The organism is Aeromonas sp. LsrichE-8G, assembly GCF_022869435.1.
GTDB lineage: Bacteria > Pseudomonadota > Gammaproteobacteria > Enterobacterales > Aeromonadaceae > Aeromonas > Aeromonas caviae.
The window spans coordinates 55,833-72,947 of record NZ_JALIHH010000006.1; the positions used below are offsets into that span (position 1 = coordinate 55,833).

The 17,115-nt window shown below is 60.7% G+C and carries 14 protein-coding genes, 5 tRNA genes and 1 pseudogene; 7 read left to right on the plus strand and 13 right to left on the minus strand.

Features of this window, described 5'->3' with window-relative positions; genetic code table 11:
- Positions 1 to 28 precede the first annotated feature (28 nt).
- The 3 genes from MUW49_RS01430 to nhaC form a co-directional block, all read right to left on the minus strand.
- Entirely contained in the window at positions 29 to 1,174 is a 1,146-nt protein-coding gene (locus tag MUW49_RS01430; protein WP_244812345.1) for an ABC transporter substrate-binding protein, read from the minus strand.
- A gap of 196 nt (positions 1,175 to 1,370) precedes the next feature.
- Positions 1,371 to 2,294 (minus strand): LysR family transcriptional regulator, encoded by a 924-nt coding sequence (locus tag MUW49_RS01435; RefSeq protein WP_043152857.1) that lies wholly within the window; start codon positions 2,292 to 2,294, stop codon positions 1,371 to 1,373.
- A 105-nt stretch (positions 2,295 to 2,399) separates the two neighbouring features.
- Positions 2,400 to 3,809 carry a Na+/H+ antiporter NhaC gene (nhaC, locus tag MUW49_RS01440; protein ID WP_010675759.1) on the minus strand — a complete coding sequence of 470 codons (1,410 nt, stop codon included), beginning with the start codon at positions 3,807 to 3,809 and terminating at the stop codon, positions 2,400 to 2,402.
- A 299-nt stretch (positions 3,810 to 4,108) separates the two neighbouring features.
- Here nhaC and MUW49_RS01445 point away from each other — a divergent pair, with 299 nt between their 5' ends.
- Positions 4,109 to 4,318, plus strand: a complete 210-nt coding sequence (locus MUW49_RS01445) for a hypothetical protein (protein WP_244812346.1) — start codon at positions 4,109 to 4,111, stop codon at positions 4,316 to 4,318.
- Here MUW49_RS01445 and MUW49_RS01450 read toward each other — a convergent pair.
- From MUW49_RS01450 to rsmC, 9 genes and pseudogenes are all read right to left on the minus strand, one after another.
- Positions 4,315 to 4,587 (minus strand): late competence development ComFB family protein, encoded by a 273-nt coding sequence (locus MUW49_RS01450; RefSeq protein WP_029314828.1) that lies wholly within the window; start codon positions 4,585 to 4,587, stop codon positions 4,315 to 4,317. The two genes, MUW49_RS01445 and MUW49_RS01450, sit on opposite strands and share 4 nt — an antisense overlap.
- A gap of 101 nt (positions 4,588 to 4,688) precedes the next feature.
- Positions 4,689 to 4,774, minus strand: a tRNA-Leu gene (locus MUW49_RS01455).
- 71 nt (positions 4,775 to 4,845) lie between these two features.
- A tRNA-Leu gene (locus MUW49_RS01460) sits at positions 4,846 to 4,931 on the minus strand.
- 45 nt (positions 4,932 to 4,976) lie between these two features.
- Positions 4,977 to 5,062, minus strand: a tRNA-Leu gene (locus tag MUW49_RS01465).
- Between the two features lie 45 nt (positions 5,063 to 5,107).
- Positions 5,108 to 5,193: transfer RNA gene (locus tag MUW49_RS01470), tRNA-Leu, on the minus strand.
- 55 nt (positions 5,194 to 5,248) lie between these two features.
- Positions 5,249 to 5,334, minus strand: a tRNA-Leu gene (locus tag MUW49_RS01475).
- 116 nt (positions 5,335 to 5,450) lie between these two features.
- Positions 5,451 to 6,911, minus strand: a complete 1,461-nt coding sequence (gene glgA, locus MUW49_RS01480) for a glycogen synthase GlgA (RefSeq protein ID WP_244812347.1) — start codon at positions 6,909 to 6,911, stop codon at positions 5,451 to 5,453.
- Positions 6,901 to 8,121 (minus strand): annotated as a pseudogene (gene glgC / locus MUW49_RS01485) (glucose-1-phosphate adenylyltransferase); the annotation flags it as partial. The gene glgA and the pseudogene glgC, both read right to left, overlap by 11 nt.
- 147 nt (positions 8,122 to 8,268) lie before the next feature.
- Positions 8,269 to 9,297 carry a 16S rRNA (guanine(1207)-N(2))-methyltransferase RsmC gene (gene rsmC / locus MUW49_RS01490; RefSeq protein WP_053288787.1) on the minus strand — a complete coding sequence of 343 codons (1,029 nt, stop codon included), beginning with the start codon at positions 9,295 to 9,297 and terminating at the stop codon, positions 8,269 to 8,271.
- 278 nt (positions 9,298 to 9,575) lie between these two features.
- Between rsmC and dapA the strand changes: the two genes are divergently transcribed.
- From dapA to MUW49_RS01505, 3 genes are all read left to right on the plus strand, one after another.
- Positions 9,576 to 10,448 (plus strand): 4-hydroxy-tetrahydrodipicolinate synthase, encoded by an 873-nt coding sequence (gene dapA, locus MUW49_RS01495; RefSeq protein ID WP_039040606.1) that lies wholly within the window; start codon positions 9,576 to 9,578, stop codon positions 10,446 to 10,448.
- Between the two features lie 95 nt (positions 10,449 to 10,543).
- Positions 10,544 to 12,190 carry a diguanylate cyclase gene (locus MUW49_RS01500; protein ID WP_043152843.1) on the plus strand — a complete coding sequence of 549 codons (1,647 nt, stop codon included), beginning with the start codon at positions 10,544 to 10,546 and terminating at the stop codon, positions 12,188 to 12,190.
- Positions 12,191 to 12,338: 148 nt separating this feature from the next.
- Positions 12,339 to 12,929, plus strand: a complete 591-nt coding sequence (locus MUW49_RS01505) for a beta-phosphoglucomutase family hydrolase (RefSeq protein WP_041211731.1) — start codon at positions 12,339 to 12,341, stop codon at positions 12,927 to 12,929.
- A gap of 136 nt (positions 12,930 to 13,065) precedes the next feature.
- Here MUW49_RS01505 and hfq read toward each other — a convergent pair whose 3' ends face one another.
- A complete protein-coding gene (hfq, locus tag MUW49_RS01510) occupies positions 13,066 to 13,425 on the minus strand; it encodes an RNA chaperone Hfq (protein ID WP_039040603.1) in 360 nt (119 codons plus the stop codon).
- 176 nt (positions 13,426 to 13,601) lie between these two features.
- Between hfq and MUW49_RS01515 the strand changes: the two genes are divergently transcribed.
- From MUW49_RS01515 to MUW49_RS01525, 3 genes are read left to right on the plus strand one after another with little or no spacing between them, the layout of a single operon-like run.
- Positions 13,602 to 14,873, plus strand: coding sequence for a paraquat-inducible protein A (locus MUW49_RS01515; protein ID WP_049636120.1), 1,272 nt, complete (start codon positions 13,602 to 13,604; stop codon positions 14,871 to 14,873).
- The gene (gene pqiB / locus MUW49_RS01520) at positions 14,866 to 16,512 is read left to right on the plus strand and encodes an intermembrane transport protein PqiB (protein ID WP_049636119.1); all 1,647 of its coding nucleotides are present in this window, start codon (positions 14,866 to 14,868) and stop codon (positions 16,510 to 16,512) included. Before MUW49_RS01515 ends, pqiB begins: the two co-directional genes overlap by 8 nt.
- Positions 16,512 to 17,081 carry an ABC-type transport auxiliary lipoprotein family protein gene (locus tag MUW49_RS01525; RefSeq protein WP_010675747.1) on the plus strand — a complete coding sequence of 190 codons (570 nt, stop codon included), beginning with the start codon at positions 16,512 to 16,514 and terminating at the stop codon, positions 17,079 to 17,081. The genes pqiB and MUW49_RS01525 overlap by 1 nt, the downstream gene beginning before the upstream one ends.
- Positions 17,082 to 17,115: the final 34 nt, after the last annotated feature.

Consider the following 17,115-nt stretch of genomic DNA (forward strand, 5'->3'; position numbering starts at 1 on the left):
GCCCCATATCGGCATTTACTGAGGCACCTCAGCGACCACCCAGGATGGCGATATAGTCCGAGACCCAGCGGTAGTAGGGCACGCAGGTTCCCTGGCTCTTGCACTGGGAGACAGGGGTACGCCAGAAGTGAACCCGATCGAAGTTGTCGATGCCGTTGGTCTTGCACCCCTCTTTTCCGAGCAGGGCATTGCCTTCGCAGGCGGCCGGCACCACCGGCACGGAGCCGAACCAAGAGGCGAGATCCCCCTGCAGCTTGTTGTTGAGGGAGTGCTCCAGCCACTGATAGGCACAGGTGAGGTTCTTCGCCTCGCTGTGCACCATGCTGGTGTCGGCCCAGCCGGTGACCCCTTCCTTGGGCACGGTAGTGGCGATGGGCTGCTTGTCGGCGATCAGGGTATTGGCCTGGAACGGCCAGGAGCCGGAGGCCACCACCCCCTCGTTCTTGAAGTCATCGATCTGGACGAAGGCGTCGTGCCAGTAGCGTCCCACCAGCTTGCGCTGCTGGCGCAGGAGGTCGAGGGCGGCCTTGTACTGATCCTCGTTCAGCTCGTAGGGATCCTTGATGCCGAGCGCCGGCTGGTGGCTCATCAGATAGAGGGCGGCATCGGCGATGTGGATCGGGCCGTCAAATGCCTGCACCCGACCCTTGTTGGACTTGCCGTCCGGCAGGGTCTGCTCCTCGAACACCACGTTCCAGGAGTCGGGCGCCTTGGGGAACACCTTGGTGTTGTACATCAATATGTTGCCGCCCCACTGGTAGGGCACGCCATAGTGCTTGCCGTCTACCGTGTGCCAGGGGGCATTCTGCAGGCGGGGGTCTATCTTGCCGTAGCTCGGGATGAGCGCCAGGTTGAGTGCCTGCACCTTGCCGCCGGCGATGAGGCGCAGGCTGGCGTCGCCGGAGGCGGTCACCAGATCGAAGCCCCCCTCGTTCATCAGCGCCACCATCTCGTCCGAGGTGGCGGCCGTCTTGACGTTGACCTTGCAGCCGGTCTCTTTCTCGAAGCCGGTCACCCAGTCGTAGTTCTTGTCGGTCTCGCCGCGCTCCACGTAGCCGGCCCAGGCCACGATGTTGAGCTGGCCTTCACCCTTGTCGAGGGTGGTGGGGGCAGCCTGGACCTGGCTTGCCAGCAGCGCCGGGATCAGGGCCAGGGTCAGAGGGGTCAATTTCATCTTGCTCTCCTTGCATGATTGGCAACCGTGGCGGCGCCACAGTAGGCATTAACATCCTGTTAACCAGTCATGAGCGTAGGAGAAGCCGGGAGCAATGAGAATTTCAATTTTTAACGGCTTGGGTATCTGTAAAATCGATATCGAGTGCGGATGAATCTGATTTTTTTGCCGGAGTCACGGCTGTTCAGGCTCAGTCCTAGCGGGGGAGGTGCTGGCGGGCCCGTAGCCGGCTCTGATCTCTGGCGATGTCGATGAACTCGCGTGCGGCCCAGTCAAGGCGCGAGCCGCGCCGCCACACCAGACCGATGTCGATGGCGGGGATGGGCTCCTTGATGGCGCGGGCCTCGACCCGCTCCTGCTCCAGCGACCAGGGGCGGTAGGCAAAGTCCGGCAGCAGGGCGAGCCCGAGCTGGCTCGCCACCAAGCTGCGCACCGCTTCCACCGAGGCGGTACGCAGCACGATGCGTGGCGCTATGCCGTAGCGGCGCAGCCCGCCGCCGATGATCTGGTCCAGCTGGTCGGCGGTTAGCGAGATCATGGGCTCCTCGCCGAGTGCCTTGAGAGAGAGGGTCGACTCGGCGCAGAGGGGGTGGTTGGCGGCGAGCCAGACCCGCAGCGGCGAGCGGGTCAGTAGCTCGGTATCGAACGCTTCCTGGCGGATGGTGCGGTTGGTCATCAGGATCCCCACGTCCACCTCGCCGTTGACGATCTGGTGTTCGAGATAGGGTTGCTCATCCTCCTTCACCTCGATCTGCACCGCCGGGAAGGCGCGGCGAAAGCGGCCGAGGGCCTCCGACAGGTAGTAGCCTGCCACCAGCGTGGTTACGCCTATGGTAAGCCGCCCCTGATCCTGCTGGGCTACCGCTTTGAGAGAGTGGCTGGCTTCGGTCATGGCGCCGAGGATGCGACGGGCGTGCAGCAGAAACTGGTGGCCCTGAGTGGTGAGGCTGACCCCGCGCGGATTGCGCTCGAACAGGGCGGCGCCGAGCTCGGTCTCCAGCTCGCGGATGGCGCTGGTGACCGCCGACTGGGAGATGTGCAGCTCGGCGGCGGCGCGGCTGACCGAGAAGCTGTCGGCCACCGCCACGAAATAGCGGATCTGGCGAAAGGTGAAGTTCATCTGGGCGTCCTGCCACGTGCGATCAAGGTGAGTGCCAGCTTAACCTCGAATCGCACCCAGACAAAAGGCGCCGTGATGGCGCCTTTGTCGTTGTTTTTACGGAAATTAGCGGGCTGTCACCGCCTCTGTGACCGGTACACGGTTCACTCCCTTGCCCAGATAGGCGAGGGTGATGGTCACAATGATGCAGGTGAAGCTGAGCCACATGTAGGGCAGGTAGTCGAGGGTCGCCACCCCGAGGACCCCGGCCATGAAGATGCCGTTGTCGCTCCAGGGCACCATGCCGCAGGTGAGGGTGCCGCCAAACTCGGCGTTGCGGGAGAGGTTCTTGCGCGCAAGCCCCAGCCGGTCGTAGTTCTTGGCCATGATCTTGGGGGTCAGGATCAGGGACACATACATGGCGGAACCGAACACGTTGGCCAGGAAGGCGGTGCCTATGGTGTGGCTGGTCAGGCTGCCGGCGCTGTTGATGCGCTTCTCGAAGGCGCTGGCGATCACTTCCAGGATGCCGACCTTCTCCAGCAGACCGCCAAAGCCCAAGCCGAAGATGATGACGGCCACTGAGCCCAGCATGGACTCCATGCCGCCACGGCCCAGGATGTTGTCGATGAAATCGACGCCTGAGGTGATGGCAAACGGGCTGTAGGCGGAGTGCATGGCCTTCACCGGATCCATGTCCTGGAAGACGATGGCCCAGACAAGACCCAGCAAGGCGCCGAAGCTTATCACCGGGAAGGCGGGCTTGCGGTTGGCCAACAGGCCCAGCACCAGCACCACGGGCACTATGGCCATGGGGGTGATATTGAACTGCTTGTCGAGGGCGTCCATCACCAGATTGACCTGCTCCAGGCTGACGTTGCCGGAGTACTGCATGCCGACCACGGTGAACAGGGCGGCGGTGATGACGTAGGAGAACAGGCTGATGGGCAGCATCCCCTTGATGTGTTCCATCACGTCGACGTTGGACATGGTCGAGGCCAGCACCACTGAGTCGGAGAGCGGGGAGAGCTTGTCACCGAAGTAGACGCCGGAGAGCACGGCACCGGCTACCAGCGGCGCGGGTACCCCCAGGCTGTGGCCTATACCCATCATGGCGATGCCGGCGGTGGCCGCCGAGCCCCAGGAGGTGCCGGTGGCCAGCGAGGTGAGAGAGCAGATGATCAGGGTCGCCAGCAGGAAGATGGAGGGGTGTATCACCTTGAGGCCGAAGTAGATGATGCTGGGGACGATGCCGCCGGCAATCCAGGTGCCCACCAGGGCACCGACGGAGATCAGTATCAGGATGGCCCCCATCCCCTTGGCGACGCCGTCGACTGCCGCCTGCTCCAGGGATTTGTAATCGTGGCCGAGCTTGATGCCGAGTCCCATGATGACGAACCAGGCGATGAACAGTGCCAGCTGGATTGGCAGATCCAGCACGCTGGTGAAGGAGAAGGCCAGGGCCAGGAAAATGGCCAGGCAGGCAAATACTTGCGACATGCCCGGCAATCGGATGTGGTGTTGTTGGTTTTGCATAGACGCTCCCTAAACTCTTGCTCGCCAAGGTCAGCCCCTCTCGTCCTGCGGATGCGTCGATCCCGAGAGGCTTACCAAAAGAGGGCGCAATCTACCATAAAGCGGAGGTGTAAAATCCCTGCTCATTCGGCAAAAAAGCTTTAAAATTTTAAAATCCCACAAAATAGTTGATCTAATCGGCATTTTTCACTGTTCAATCGACACCGTTTGATAGTCGGAGATCAATAGGCAAGTTCGATTGCAGATGACAACACCAAAGATGATAATGATTGTCATTAATCTTTTTCGGACCAATGCCAATGAACTGGATAGCACGCGTTCTGCTCTTGGCCGCCCTTCTGGCGGTGCTGGTCTGGGGTCAGGAGAAGGAATACGGGTTCTGGAGCCTGGGGTTCTTGCTGGCTGCCTGGGTCATGCTGGAACCCAGGCTGAGACCGGTGTTGATCCTGCTGCCGGTTGCGGGAATGACAGGGGTCGTCACTCTGCTCTGGCAGCAGGGCTGGCATTAAGCCTGGCGAGTGGGGACGGCCTGGATCTTGTCGTAGGCCTGGCGCAGGGAGGCGATGACCTTCTTCTCCATCTCGCTGCGTTCGGCGTCTGTCGTGAAGTAGATCATGTCGACATCGTGGCGGATATAGTGGGAAGGAAGCTGGTTGAGTGTCAGGCAGCAGAGGTCTGCCAGCTGATAGGGGGTCAATGTTCGAGCCAACCCCTGTTTTTCTATCTCCTTGAGCACCAGATGCTCATAGAAGTTGTGAATATCGGTATCCAGGATCATGGGAAAACCCCCGTGGTGGCGTAGCATCTTCAACAGCATAGCCATGGGGAATGAAAACACAAAAGGCCCGTTACTCTCGTAACGGGCCTTTGCAGAATGAATGGTGCGAAGAGAGGGACTCGAACCCTCACATCCGTGGGACACTAACACCTGAAGCTAGCGCGTCTACCAATTCCGCCACCTTCGCACACTGATTTTCTCCAGCTGGTTTTTAAATGCGGTTGGAGCGCATTTTCTGTGTTTTACATGCCAGAAGCATGGTGCGAAGAGAGGGACTCGAACCCTCACACCCGGGGGGCACTAACACCTGAAGCTAGCGCGTCTACCAATTCCGCCACCTTCGCACATCGGGTTATCAGTCTGGATTTACATGCTGTCTGATAAAAGCATGGTGCGAAGAGAGGGACTCGAACCCTCACACCCGGGGGGCACTAACACCTGAAGCTAGCGCGTCTACCAATTCCGCCACCTTCGCACATCGGGTTATCAGTCTGGATTTACATGCTGTCTGACAAAAGCATGGTGCGAAGAGAGGGACTCGAACCCTCACACCCGGGGGGCACTAACACCTGAAGCTAGCGCGTCTACCAATTCCGCCACCTTCGCACATCGGGTTATCAGTCTGAATTTACATGCCGTCTGATAAGAGCATGTTGCAGTATGGTGCGAAGAGAGGGACTCGAACCCTCACATCCGTGGGACACTAACACCTGAAGCTAGCGCGTCTACCAATTCCGCCACCTTCGCATCACTGCGGTGGGGGATTCTATAGAGTTTTGGGGGGGCGTCAACAGCCAAAGGGGACTTTTTTCGCTGTTGACGGATAAAGGCGTGCCAAGGGCACAAAACTTCAGCAATCGGCGTCAGACGGTGGCCAGCGCATCCTGATACATCTGTTCGTACAGGATGACGGAGTCTGCCCAGTCGAAGCGGGTGTTCATGGCGTGGTGCTGCACACGGGCAAAACGTGCCGGCTCCTGCAGATAATGGAGCAGGCTGCGGCGCATGGCATCGAGCAAGGTGCTGGCAGTGGGATCGTTGAAGCAGAAACCGGTCGCGTGCGTCGGGTCGGCATCCCAGTCCACGACGGTATCTTTCAATCCGCCGACAGCCCTCACCAGGGGCAGGGTGCCATAGGCCAGACTGTACATCTGGTTGAGCCCGCATGGCTCGAACAGAGAAGGCATCAGGAAGAAGTCGGCGCCGGCCTCCACCAGATGGGCCAGACGGTCGTCATAGGCATTGATGAAGGCAAACTTGTCGGGATGATGCTGGGCAATGCTCTGCAACTGGGCGGCGAGAGAGGGATCACCGGAGCCCACAATTACCACCTGGACCTGATGCTGCAAGAACTTGTCTAGCGCCGGGATGAGCAGGTGTACTCCTTTCTGCTCGGTCAGTCGACACACCATGCCATAGATGGGGAGGTTGCCGACGGGGAGCCCCGTCTCCTGCTGCAGGATGCGCTTGCAGGTGTGTTTGCCATCCAGGTTGTCGGCATCATAGGTGGCGGGCAACAGAGGATCGAAGGCGGGATCCCAGTCCTGATAGTCACAGCCGTTGAGGATGCCACACAGGTCAGCAGCCCGCTGCTGGAATACGCTGGCCATGCCGTGAGCGCCCAGGTGCGTCAGCAGCTCGCTGGCGTAGTTGGGGCTGACCGCATTGATCTTGTCTGCGTAGAGCACACCGCACTTGAGCAGATTGATGTGACCATAGTCGTAGTTGATGCGCTGCTCGTAGTCGTGGATTTCCGGCACGGCCCAGAACTGCTGGCGCTCGAATACCCCCTGAAAGGCCGCGTTGTGAATGCTGATGACCGACCGGGTGCGCTGGAAGAAGGGGTTGTGGGCATGACGGGTTTTCAGCAGCAGCGGCAGCAGACCGGTGTGCCAGTCGTTGCAGTGGGCGATGTCGGGAGCGAAACCCAGCTGTTCGCACGCATGCAGGGCCGCCGCGGCCAGAAAGGCAAAGCGTTCACCGTTGTCGGGATAGGCCTGGTTGTTCTCGGCATAGAGCTGGGGGCGGTCGAAATAGTGCGGGCAATCGAGCAGATAGACGCAGATCCCGTCCAGTTCCAGCTGATGGATGCGATAGCTGATATCACTGCGATCCTGGGGGGTGGGGAGCCAGCGCGAGGCGAGGAGGGTGGCCTCGTCCCGGCGCTTGATGGTCTTGTAGAAGGGCATAATGATGCGCACATCGTGCCCCTGACGGGCGAGATGCTGCGGCAGGGCCTTGGCCACATCTGCCAGGCCCCCGGTCTTCACCAGCCCCTCAACCTCCGAGGCTACAAACAGGATTTTCAGTGGGTTAATAGCCAACTCTTGCTCCCTTAGGTACCACGACGATACCGCCTTCGGATACGGTAAACCGCTCTCTGTCATGGTCCAGATTCTCACCGATCACGGTGCCGGGTGCAATTTCAACGTTTTTGTCGATGATGGCGCGGCGAATGGAGCAACCTTCGCCGATTTTCACATCCCCCAGCAGCACGGATTCACTGATGTGGCTGCAGGGGCCTATGTTGCAGCGAAATCCCAGTATGGATCGCTGGATCTGGCTGCCCTGAATGAAGCAGCCACCGGAGATCAGGGAGTTGGCGATCTTGACCTTGCAGTCGTCGGTATCGATGAAGGTGGCGGGGGGCAGGGGCGGGTAATGAGTGTGCAGCGGCCACTTGCGATTGTAGAGAGAGAAGGGGGCATCGTCGGCCACCAGGTCCATGTGCGCCTGCCAGTAAGAGTCGAGCGTCCCCACATCGCGCCAGTAGACGTTGGGCTTCTCGCCCGGGATCACGTTGGTGCTGTAGTCGTAGACGTAGACGGGGGCACGGGGGAACAGGCTGGGAATGATGTCCTTGCCGAAATCGTGACTGGAGTTCTCCTCGGCGGCATCCCGCTTGAGCTCCCGATAGAGGGCCTCGGTCTCGAAGATGTAGTTACCCATGGAGACCAGGGCCTGGGTGGGGTCGCCGGGGATGTGTTTCGGGTGACGGGGCTTTTCTTCAAAGCCAATCATGCGCCCTTCCTGATCCACCTCGATCACCCCGAAGGCGCTTGCTTCCTCGATGGGCATGCGCAGTGCCGCGACGGTCAGGGCGGCCGCTTTCTGCTTGTGGAAGCTCACCATCTGGCTCACGTCCATCTTGTAGATGTGATCGGAGCCGAAGATGCAGACGTGCTCGGGGTCGGAGATCTCGATGAAGCGCAGGTTCTGATAAATGGCGTCTGCGGTGCCGTCATACCAGCGTTTGCCCATTCGCATCTGGGCCGGAATGGGGTCGATGAAGCGATCCGTGATGCCGACGATGTTCCAGCCCTTCTTCATGTGCAGGTAAAGGGACTGGGACTTGAACTGGGTGAGTACATAGATGCGCAGGAAGTCGGCGTTGACGAAGTTGTTGAGCACGAAGTCGATCAACCGGTAACTGCCGCCAAAGGGTACGGAGGGTTTGCTGCGGGTGGTGGTCAGCGGTTGCAGTCGGGTACCTTCACCGCCTGCCAGTATCATGGTGAGTATGCCTGCCATCGTCGTTCTCTCCCTGAGATCATGATGTTGAAAAGGTTTTCATGTCGCTGCGAAAAAAACACCCCTAAAGGGGTGGTAAACGTTTTCTTGGTACCTTAACAGATCCCGTCTGGCACTCTCTACTTGTTTTATTACAACCGTTGCACTTCTTTAAGCTTTGCTCAGATACACCTTGAATTTGGCATCGCCCGCGATCACCTCGGTCTGTTTGAAGTGCGCATCGAGTATAGGCTGGTATCGCAGGAAGGCATTGGCGACTATGGTCAGGGCGCCATTTGCGGTCAGGTACTCAGGTGCCTTTGCCAGGAAGGTTTCGGTGGCGGCGTAGAAGGTCTTGAGCCCGGCATGGAAGGGGGGATTCGAGACAATCTGTTGGAATGTTTCGGCAATGTCGGAATAGACATCGGAGGCATGAACACGTCCGCTCAGACCGTTGACCGCCAGGGTTCGGCGGCTGGACTCCAGTGCCAGGGCATTGATATCCACCATGGTGACAGCCAGGGCCGGGTTGCGCTTGGCCAGCACGGAACCGATGACGCCGGCGCCGCAGCCAAAGTCGAGCAGCTTGCCCGTTACGGGGGGGAGGCTCGCCAGCAGCATCTGGGTGCCGAGATCCAGGCCGTCTGCACTGAAGACCCCGGGCAGGGCCATGACGGTCAGGGTGGTGTCGCCCGCCTGGCACTCATAGCGACTGAACCAGGCGTCCAGCTCGAAGGGGACAACCGGTTTGTCGAACGTGCCGTGGTAGAGAGAGCAGCGGCGCGCAGAGTCGCGTTTGATCGGTTTCTCGCCATAAGGTGCCAGCAGCTTGTCTGCCCCGTTGATGCCGCCCCGGTTCTCGCCGGCGAGGAACAGGTCGGCCCCGCTTTCGAGCAGCGGCGTCATCATGGCCAGCAGGTATTGCGCCTCGGCCTTGGCCTTGGGCATCAGCAGCAGCAGGGCATCGAATCGGGGGGCGCCCCCCAGCTGGTGATCGAACAGGATGGCGTCTCCCAGAGCAGCCTGCTGGCTGCGGTAATAGCAGTAATCCGTGGTGAAGACGGTCAGGCTTTGTGCCAACTCGGCCAGTTGACGAGGATAATCATCCTCCAGGGCACCGCACACCAACAGCCGCTTGCCGACAAAGAGGGCTTGGTTACGTTCCAGCATCTGACTGACGGCACTGACAGGACGGCTCATTGGGTCTCTCCACGCATTTTTGGGCGGCCATTATACATGGCCGCTTTCGCCTTGACATTTATGCCGTGTTCCCGAAATATGCCCAGACGCCTTATTTACCCAGAGATGATGCAATGCGGTCATGCGTATCGAAACGAAAGCATAAACACAGCCTGACAATCGGGCCTGCTGGCGTGCGCGCGTAACCTCTCATCCCTGAGACGATTCAAGCCCCGGTAGCGACTCCCGTACCGGGGCTTTTTATTGACCAATCCATCTGTTTAGGAGAAGGAAATCCCATGTTTCAAGGTTCGATAGTTGCCCTGATCACCCCATTTCGACAGGGCCAGCTGGACGAGGCCGCACTGGCTCGCCTGGTGGAGTGGCACATAGAGCAGGGAACCCATGGCATAGTGCCGGTCGGCACGACCGGGGAGAGCCCGACCCTGACCCACGATGAGCATTGCCGCGTGGTGGAGCTGGTGGTCAAGCTGGTGGCCGGGCGCATTCCCGTGATCGCAGGTGCAGGCTCCAACAACCCGGTTGAAGCCATTGAATACACCCGCTATGCCGAGCAGATGGGAGCGGATGCCACCCTGCATGTGGCCGGTTACTACAACCGCCCCAATCAGGAAGGGCTCTACCACCACTTCAAGGCGGTGCACGACGCCACCACCAAACCCATCATCGTCTACAACATTCCGCCCCGCGCCATCGTTGACGTGCAGCCGGCGACCCTGGCCCGTCTGGCCGAGTTGCCGCGCATTGCCGGCGTGAAGGATGCCACCGGTGATCTGGCCCGCCCCTGGGTTGAACGCCAGCTCATCAAGAAGCCGTTTGCCTGGCTCTCCGGTGAAGATGCCACCGCCGTGGCCTACAACATCGGTGGTGGCCAGGGTTGCATCTCGGTGACGGCCAACGTGGCCCCCAAGCTGGTGGCCGAGGTGCAGAACCTGGCGCTGGCCGGTGAGTGGCAAGCTGCCCGGGAATTGCAGGACAAGCTCATTCCGCTGCACCAGGCCATGTTCGCCGAGCCGAGCCCCGCAGGGGCCAAGTATGCGGTCTCCCTGCTGGGTCTGTGCAGCGAAGAGTGCCGTCTGCCGGTGATGCCGCTCTCCGAGGCCACCCGCGAGCGCATCCGCAGTGCCATGCAGGCATTGAATCTGTTGTAAAAACTGGGCTCTGGATCTCGCTTTTGATTGCCCGGTCAATTAATGGCCGGGCTTTGCCGATATACTCGCTTGGATACAACCAAGGATGATTTGGCATGGAAGAATGGGATCCGGAGCACTTCACCAGTTTTGAACATCTCTGTGAAGTGACCTTGTCTGCGGTCAGGGAAAAAACAGAGGCTGAACAGATCTATCTGTGGCTGCGTGCTCCGACGCCCCAGCTCTATCACTATCGCCCGGAACAGGGTCTGCTCTGCCTGAGCGCTGACATCCTCTCTTCCCTCGAGTTGCCCATCCTCTTCATCGAACGTTCCCTTGCGCTCGGCCAGTTGCTGGTGGAGCCCATCGCGCCGACCCGTGCCATCTGGGAGAGGGAGAGCGTCGAACCCGAGATCCCGCGCCTGCGCGCCAGCTTCCCCCTCAAGCGTCACAAGGGGCTGGAGGCCGTGGTCTATCTGGAAACCCGCCGTCGTCTCGATCGCCTGCCAAGACGCCAGCAGCAGAGCATCCAGCTGCTCATGCATTATCTCGCCGCCGAGCTCGAGAGTCGGCGACTCGCGGGACAGGTGGATCTGGAGCGGGATCAGCGGCTCCACACCCAGGCAGACCTCGTGCGCAGCCAGGCCCTGCAGGACTCTTTCCTCAGCATGCTGCAGGCGCTGCATCAGGTGGGGGTCAAGCTCTCCCGCTGCGAGAGCGAGGATCGTTTGCTGCACGACGCGGTGGCACTGGCCCGCCAGGAGTTGCAGTTCGATCGCATCGCCATCTTCCTGACTGACAGTGAATTCAAGATCATGCACGGTACCTGGGGTACCAACGAGGCGGGTGAGCTCATCGACGAGCGCCATTTCATCAGCCCCATTCCGGATCACCCCACGGTGCAGGAGGCGCTGCGTCGCAAGGACTATGTCCTGGTGCTGGAGGACACGCCTCTCTATTACGAGAAGCAGGAGGTGGGTCGCGGCTGGAACGCCATGGTGTCGCTCTGGGACGGGAGTACCCCCATCGGCTGGATCGCCGCCGACAACCTGCTCTGGCGGCGCCCCCTCAAGGCGTATCAGAGCGAGATCTTCAAGCAGTATGCCGCCGTGCTCTCCCAGTTGCTGATCCGCCAGCGCACCCAGGAGAAGCTTGAGCGCTTCAATCGGGAGCTGGAGCTGAGGGTGCAGGAGCGCACCCGGCAACTGGCCGATACCAACCGGGCGCTGGAGGAGGCCAACCGGCGCCTCTCCCTGCTGTCTCTGGAAGATCCCCTGACTGGCATCGCCAACCGCCGCCAATGGGACATCACCATGGAACGGGAGTGGGAGCGGGCTCGCCGCCATCAGGGGGTGCTGGCGGTGCTGATGATCGATGTGGACGAGTTCAAGTCCTACAACGATCACTTCGGCCACGGCAAGGGGGATCAGTGCCTGCAGCGGGTGGCGGCACTGCTGCAGGATACCGAGCGGCGGCGTACCAACCTGGTGGCCCGCTATGGGGGGGAGGAGTTTGTCATCCTGCTGTGTTCACCGCAGCCGGGAGAGGCGGAGCGGCTGGCGGAGCAGATCCACCACGGCCTTGACGCCTTGCAAATTCCCCATCCGGCTTCCCGGGTGGCGGCGACACTCACCGTCAGCATCGGGTTCAGCTATCTGGTCCCGTCATCGGACAAGGAGTGGCAAACCCTGACCGAGCAGGCGGATCAGGCACTCTATCACGCCAAATCACAAGGGCGGGCCTGTACCCTGGCCTATCGCTGACACCTGCGTGGGGGCTGCCTGCCCGGCATCAGATCCACGCCGCCCTGTATAAATGAGGTGGCAAGCGTTTCTCGCCATCTGGCGCATGGCGATGCGCCCGCGCTCTGGCTAGAATGGGGGCCCATTTTTCACAGACAGATCCTGCACCATGACCCTATCCGGATTTCAAGGCCTGGTTTTCGACCTCGACGGCACTCTGGTGGACTCCATGCCCTTGCACCTGGCCGCCTGGGAGCACACCGCCCGCGAGTTTGGCTTTCGGTTCGACGCCGACTGGTTTTATGAGCTGGGAGGCATGCCCAGCCGCAAGATAGCCCTGCTGGTGGCCGAAGTGCAGCAGATCGCGCTGGATCCCCTGGTGGTGACACGCTGCAAGACCGAACACTATGTCGCCAACCTGCACAAGGCCACCCCCTTCCCGGCCATGCTGGATCTGGTGGAACGCTATCACGGCCGGATCCCCATGGGCATAGGGACAGGCTCCCCCCGTATAAATGCCGAAGCGGTGCTGCGCAACACAGGGCTGGATCGGTATTTCCCCGTGGTGGTTACCGCCGACGACGTGGAGCTGCACAAACCCCATCCAGACACCTTCCTGCTGGTGGCGCGACGCCTGGGTGTCGAGCCCGGTCAATGTCTGGTGTTCGAGGATACGGGCATAGGCGCACAGGCCGGTGAAGCGGCCGGCATGCAGGTCTGCATGGTCAGAGAGGGAAAACCGGTCGGGTTGACCTACTGAGTAACGAAGACGAGCGGGTCAACAACCGGCTCGGGAGAGAAGCCCCACTCTCATACGGGACAGGCGAAACATGAGAGTGGGGAACAGGTGTCACTGGCTGACGCAGCGACACCGTCAGGATGGGCAGTGGCGAGATTTACTGCTCGCTGCCACCACCCTGGTTGTCGTCATAACGGCTGGGGGCGCCATGGGGGCGCGGCGCCATGGAAACCCGTGGCTTGCGGGCCCGCTGGATGCTGACGGCAGGACGGCCGGAGTGCATGGCAATGGTGGAAATCTTGGCCTTGTAGACCAGTTGCTGATTGCCATGGGCATCGGTCAACAGCACGCTGTACTGGTCAAAACCGCTGATGGTCCCCTCCAGCTTGATGCCGCTCACCAGGAAGATGGCGACCTGGCTACGGTTTTTGCGCAACCAGTTGAGGGCAGAATCTTGCCCGTTCCCGAGGGAGAAGGCCTGCTCGATAGTGGAGTAGCTTGGGGATTCAGTTGTCATAAATTATTGTCCCGCGGAAAAAAAGTGGCGTTTGATTGTGCTAAATGGTCACTGCCTTGTCAAAGTCATTCTCACACCCGGGCAGGATGGACAACGACAGGGCTGGTCGGCAGGGGCCACTGCTGCAATAATTGGCGGCTCTGGCCCCGTGGCGGGCCTCATGCTGGGGTCTTATCTTGCATCCGGTTTCACACCAACATCCACCCACCTATACCCATGACGCGACCGCCTGCGAAGAGTGTGACCTGCTGGTGCCGGCCACCGAGCTGGCCGTGGGGGAGACGAGCAGTTGTCCGCGCTGCGGCCATACCCTGACTCGTCATCTGCCGGAGCAGGAGCGCAGGCCCATCGCCTATGGCTTTGCGGCCATCATCATGTTCGTGCTCTCCAACGCCTTTACCTTCATGTCGTTCTCGGCCAAGGGGGTGGGGCAGGAGATGACCTTCCTGCAGTGCATCACCACCCTGGTGGATCAAGGCTACCTGTTCCTCGGGGCCGTGCTGAGCATTACCCTGATCGGGTTGCCGCTGGTCTATATCGGCTCCATCATGCTGGTGCTGTGGCGCCTGGACAAGGATCTGCACAGCAAGGCCCTGCGCTCCCTTGGCCGCCTGCTGTGCCGGATCAAGCCCTGGCTGATGGTGGACGTCTTCCTCATCGGCGTGCTCATCTCTCTGGTGAAGCTGATGGGGATGGCCGACATCAAGATGGGGCTGTCGTTCTGGGCCTTCGTTGGCTACACCCTGCTGCTCATCAAGATGATCTCCTCCCTGGATCGGATGTGGCTGTGGCAGCGACTGTTCGGTCCGACGGCGGCGAGGGAGCTGGATCCCGAGGAGAGCGCCCTGTCGTGCGGTCTGGTGGGCTGTCACATCTGCGGCGCCCTGAACGAGCAGGATGCCCATAGTTGCGTTCGCTGCGGGGATCACCTGCACAGCCGCAAGCCGGGTGGTCTGAACCGCACCTGGGCCCTGCTGATCACTTCGGTGATCCTCTATATCCCAGCCAACCTGTATCCCATCATGGACACCGTGTTCCTGGGGGATGACAGCCCCTCGACCATCATGGGCGGGGTGGTGCTGCTGTGGGCCATGGGCTCCTACCCCATTGCCGCCGTCATCTTCTTCGCGAGCGTGGTGGTGCCGCTGGTGAAGATCCTGGCGCTGCTGTGGCTCTGCTACGTGGTGCAGCGCGGCCAGGGGGCATCTCCCCTCGGCAAGCTCAAACTCTATCGCATGACCGAATTTGTGGGGCGCTGGTCGATGATCGACGTCTTCGTGGTGGCCATCCTGGCCGGTCTCATCCGGCTCGACAATCTGATGACCATCTACCCTGGCCCTGCGGCCGTCGCCTTTGCCGGGGTCGTACTGGTCACCATGGTGGCTGCCATGAGTTTTGATTCCCGCCTGATCTGGGATTTACAACAAGGAGAACGCGAACGTGAGTGAGCGTAAGACAAGGTGGAAACCGGGCTCTGATTTCATGAGTTCGGCTGCCGCTATCTGGATGGTGCCCTTGCTGGCCCTCTTCATCGGCGCCTGGATGCTGTTCCAGCACTGGTATTCACAAGGGCCGAGCTTCACCCTGACGGTGGCGACCGCCGAGGGCATAGTGGCGGGCAAGACGGTGATCCGTTCTCGTGAAGTGGAGGTGGGCCGTATCGAGACGGTGGAGCTCAGCGAGGACTATAGCCATGCCGTGCTCAAGGCTCGCCTGACCAATGCCGCCGCCGGCATGCTCAAGAAAGACAGCCAGTTCTGGGTGGTCAAGCCCAGGGTCGGGCGTGAGGGCGTTTCCGGTCTTGGCACCTTGCTCTCCGGTGCCTATATCGAGCTTTCTCCCGGCAAGAAGGGCAGGGCGCGAAGCGAATACGCCATGCTGGACAGGCCGCCCTTGACATCCCTGGATGCCAGGGGATTGCGGCTATCCCTGTCCAGCCGGGATGCCAACGCGCTGGGCGCGGGTTCCCCCATCAGCTATCAGGGATTCACCATCGGTCAGGTCGAAGAGGCCAAATTCCTGCCCGAGAAGAGCGAGATGCAGTACCAGCTCTTCATCAACGCGCCTTATGACGTCCTGGTGAGCAGCAACTCCCGGTTCTGGTTGACGCCCGGCTTCGAGGTCTCCATGAGCAGCGAGGGGATGAAGGTGAAGATGGACTCGCTGGAGAGCCTGATCAACGGCGGCATCACCATGGGGCTGCCTCCCGGCTGGTTGCCGGGGGAGCCGGTGAAACAGAACGACGAGTTCGTGCTGTTCAAGGACGAGGAGAGCGTGCTGGCCGGTAGCCTGGATCAGTTCATCGACTATGTCTTCCTGTTCGACAATGACGTGGGCGGGCTGCATCCCGGCGCGGCGGTACAGTATCGCGGCATCCGGGTCGGTACCGTCATCTCGGCTCCCTATCTCATCGACGACAAGGGCGTCCAGCTATTCAAGAGCCGGCAGATCCCGGTGCTGGCGCGCATCGAGGTGCAGCGTCTCTCCCACCGTTATGCCAATGCGGAGAAGGAGCAGTGGCGGGCCCTGTTCAACAAGCAGTTCAAGGAAGGGCTGAGGGCCAGCCTCAAGACCGCCAGCCTGCTGACGGGGGGCAAGGTGATCGATCTGAACTTCTATCCGGATGCGCCTGTCTATCAGCCGCTCAAGATGGCGGGCTATCAGGTCTTCCCGACTGCCCAGGCCGGGCTGGATCAGATCGAGCGCAAGGTGAACCTCATCCTCGACAAGTTCGTCGACATGGACATGGCCACCACCCTCACTCAGGTCAACAGCACCCTGATGACGCTGGACAAGACGCTCAAGCATGTCAGTGCCGTGAGTGCGAATCTGGAGCAGTTTACCGGTCAGCAGTCGACCCAGCAGTTGCCGGCCTCCCTCAACCAGAGCCTCAAGCAGTTGCAGGAGACGTTGCAGACCTATGATGCCGGTTCCCAGACCAATCAGGAGCTGCGTCAGTCGGTGCAATCACTCAACCAGCTGATGAGTGAGTTGCAACCTCTGGTCCATTCACTGAACGAGCAGCCGAGTTCGCTGATCTTTGACCGCGCTCGTCCGCGGGATCCCGAGCCCAAGCGAGGAAAATGATGAAAAAACGGATGTTGACGCTGGCCTTGCTGGGCCTGCTGGCGGGATGTGGCAGTGCGCCGACGACGCTGCATTACTATTCGCTGGATGCTGACACGGCGCCGTCGAGTGTCACCACGGCGCAGCCGCAGCACCAGTTGGTGCTGCGCCCCGTCGCCCTGTCCGGTCAGCTTGACCGGATGAGCCTGGTCTATCAGCTGGAGGGCAAGGAGTTGCACTTTGCCGAGTACCATCGCTGGGCAGGTTCCCTCGATGCCCAGTTGAACCAGTTGACCCTCAATGGCCTCTCCAGCCGCTTGCCTGGCTGGGTGGTGCGTCAGGACGGGGCCCGCAAGGGGCCTGTGCTGAGCATCTCGGTCGAGCGTTTCCAGGGGCGGCACGACGGCCGGGCCCTGCTTAGCGGTCGCTGGCGCCTGCTGACGGAGGAGGGGGTCGTGTTGAGAGATGTTCCCTTCCAGCAGGAGCGGGTGCTGCCTGCCGATGGGTATGGCGCCCTGGTGAACGAGCTGGGACAGGGCTGGCAACTGTTGCTCGATCAGATTGCGGCGGATGTACGCACGCGCATCTGAGGAAGCATAAAAAAAGACGGGAGGCCATGGCCTC

Excerpts from the sequence above, each read along its gene's own strand:
- MUW49_RS01430 (WP_244812345.1), bottom strand. The coding sequence starts at position 1,174 with ATGAAATTGACCCCTCTGACCCTGGCCCTGATCCCGGCGCTGCTGGCA.
- hfq (WP_039040603.1), bottom strand. The coding sequence starts at position 13,425 with ATGACAACTGAATCCCCAAGCTACTCCACTATCGAGCAGGCCTTCTCC.
- MUW49_RS01500 (WP_043152843.1), top strand. The coding sequence starts at position 10,544 with ATGGAAGAATGGGATCCGGAGCACTTCACCAGTTTTGAACATCTCTGT.
- MUW49_RS01445 (WP_244812346.1), top strand. The coding sequence starts at position 4,109 with ATGAACTGGATAGCACGCGTTCTGCTCTTGGCCGCCCTTCTGGCGGTG.
- MUW49_RS01435 (WP_043152857.1), bottom strand. The coding sequence starts at position 2,294 with ATGAACTTCACCTTTCGCCAGATCCGCTATTTCGTGGCGGTGGCCGAC.
- MUW49_RS01505 (WP_041211731.1), top strand. The coding sequence starts at position 12,339 with ATGACCCTATCCGGATTTCAAGGCCTGGTTTTCGACCTCGACGGCACT.
- dapA (WP_039040606.1), top strand. The coding sequence starts at position 9,576 with ATGTTTCAAGGTTCGATAGTTGCCCTGATCACCCCATTTCGACAGGGC.
- MUW49_RS01450 (WP_029314828.1), bottom strand. The coding sequence starts at position 4,587 with ATGATCCTGGATACCGATATTCACAACTTCTATGAGCATCTGGTGCTC.
- nhaC (WP_010675759.1), bottom strand. The coding sequence starts at position 3,809 with ATGCAAAACCAACAACACCACATCCGATTGCCGGGCATGTCGCAAGTA.
- MUW49_RS01525 (WP_010675747.1), top strand. The coding sequence starts at position 16,512 with ATGAAAAAACGGATGTTGACGCTGGCCTTGCTGGGCCTGCTGGCGGGA.
- rsmC (WP_053288787.1), bottom strand. The coding sequence starts at position 9,297 with ATGAGCCGTCCTGTCAGTGCCGTCAGTCAGATGCTGGAACGTAACCAA.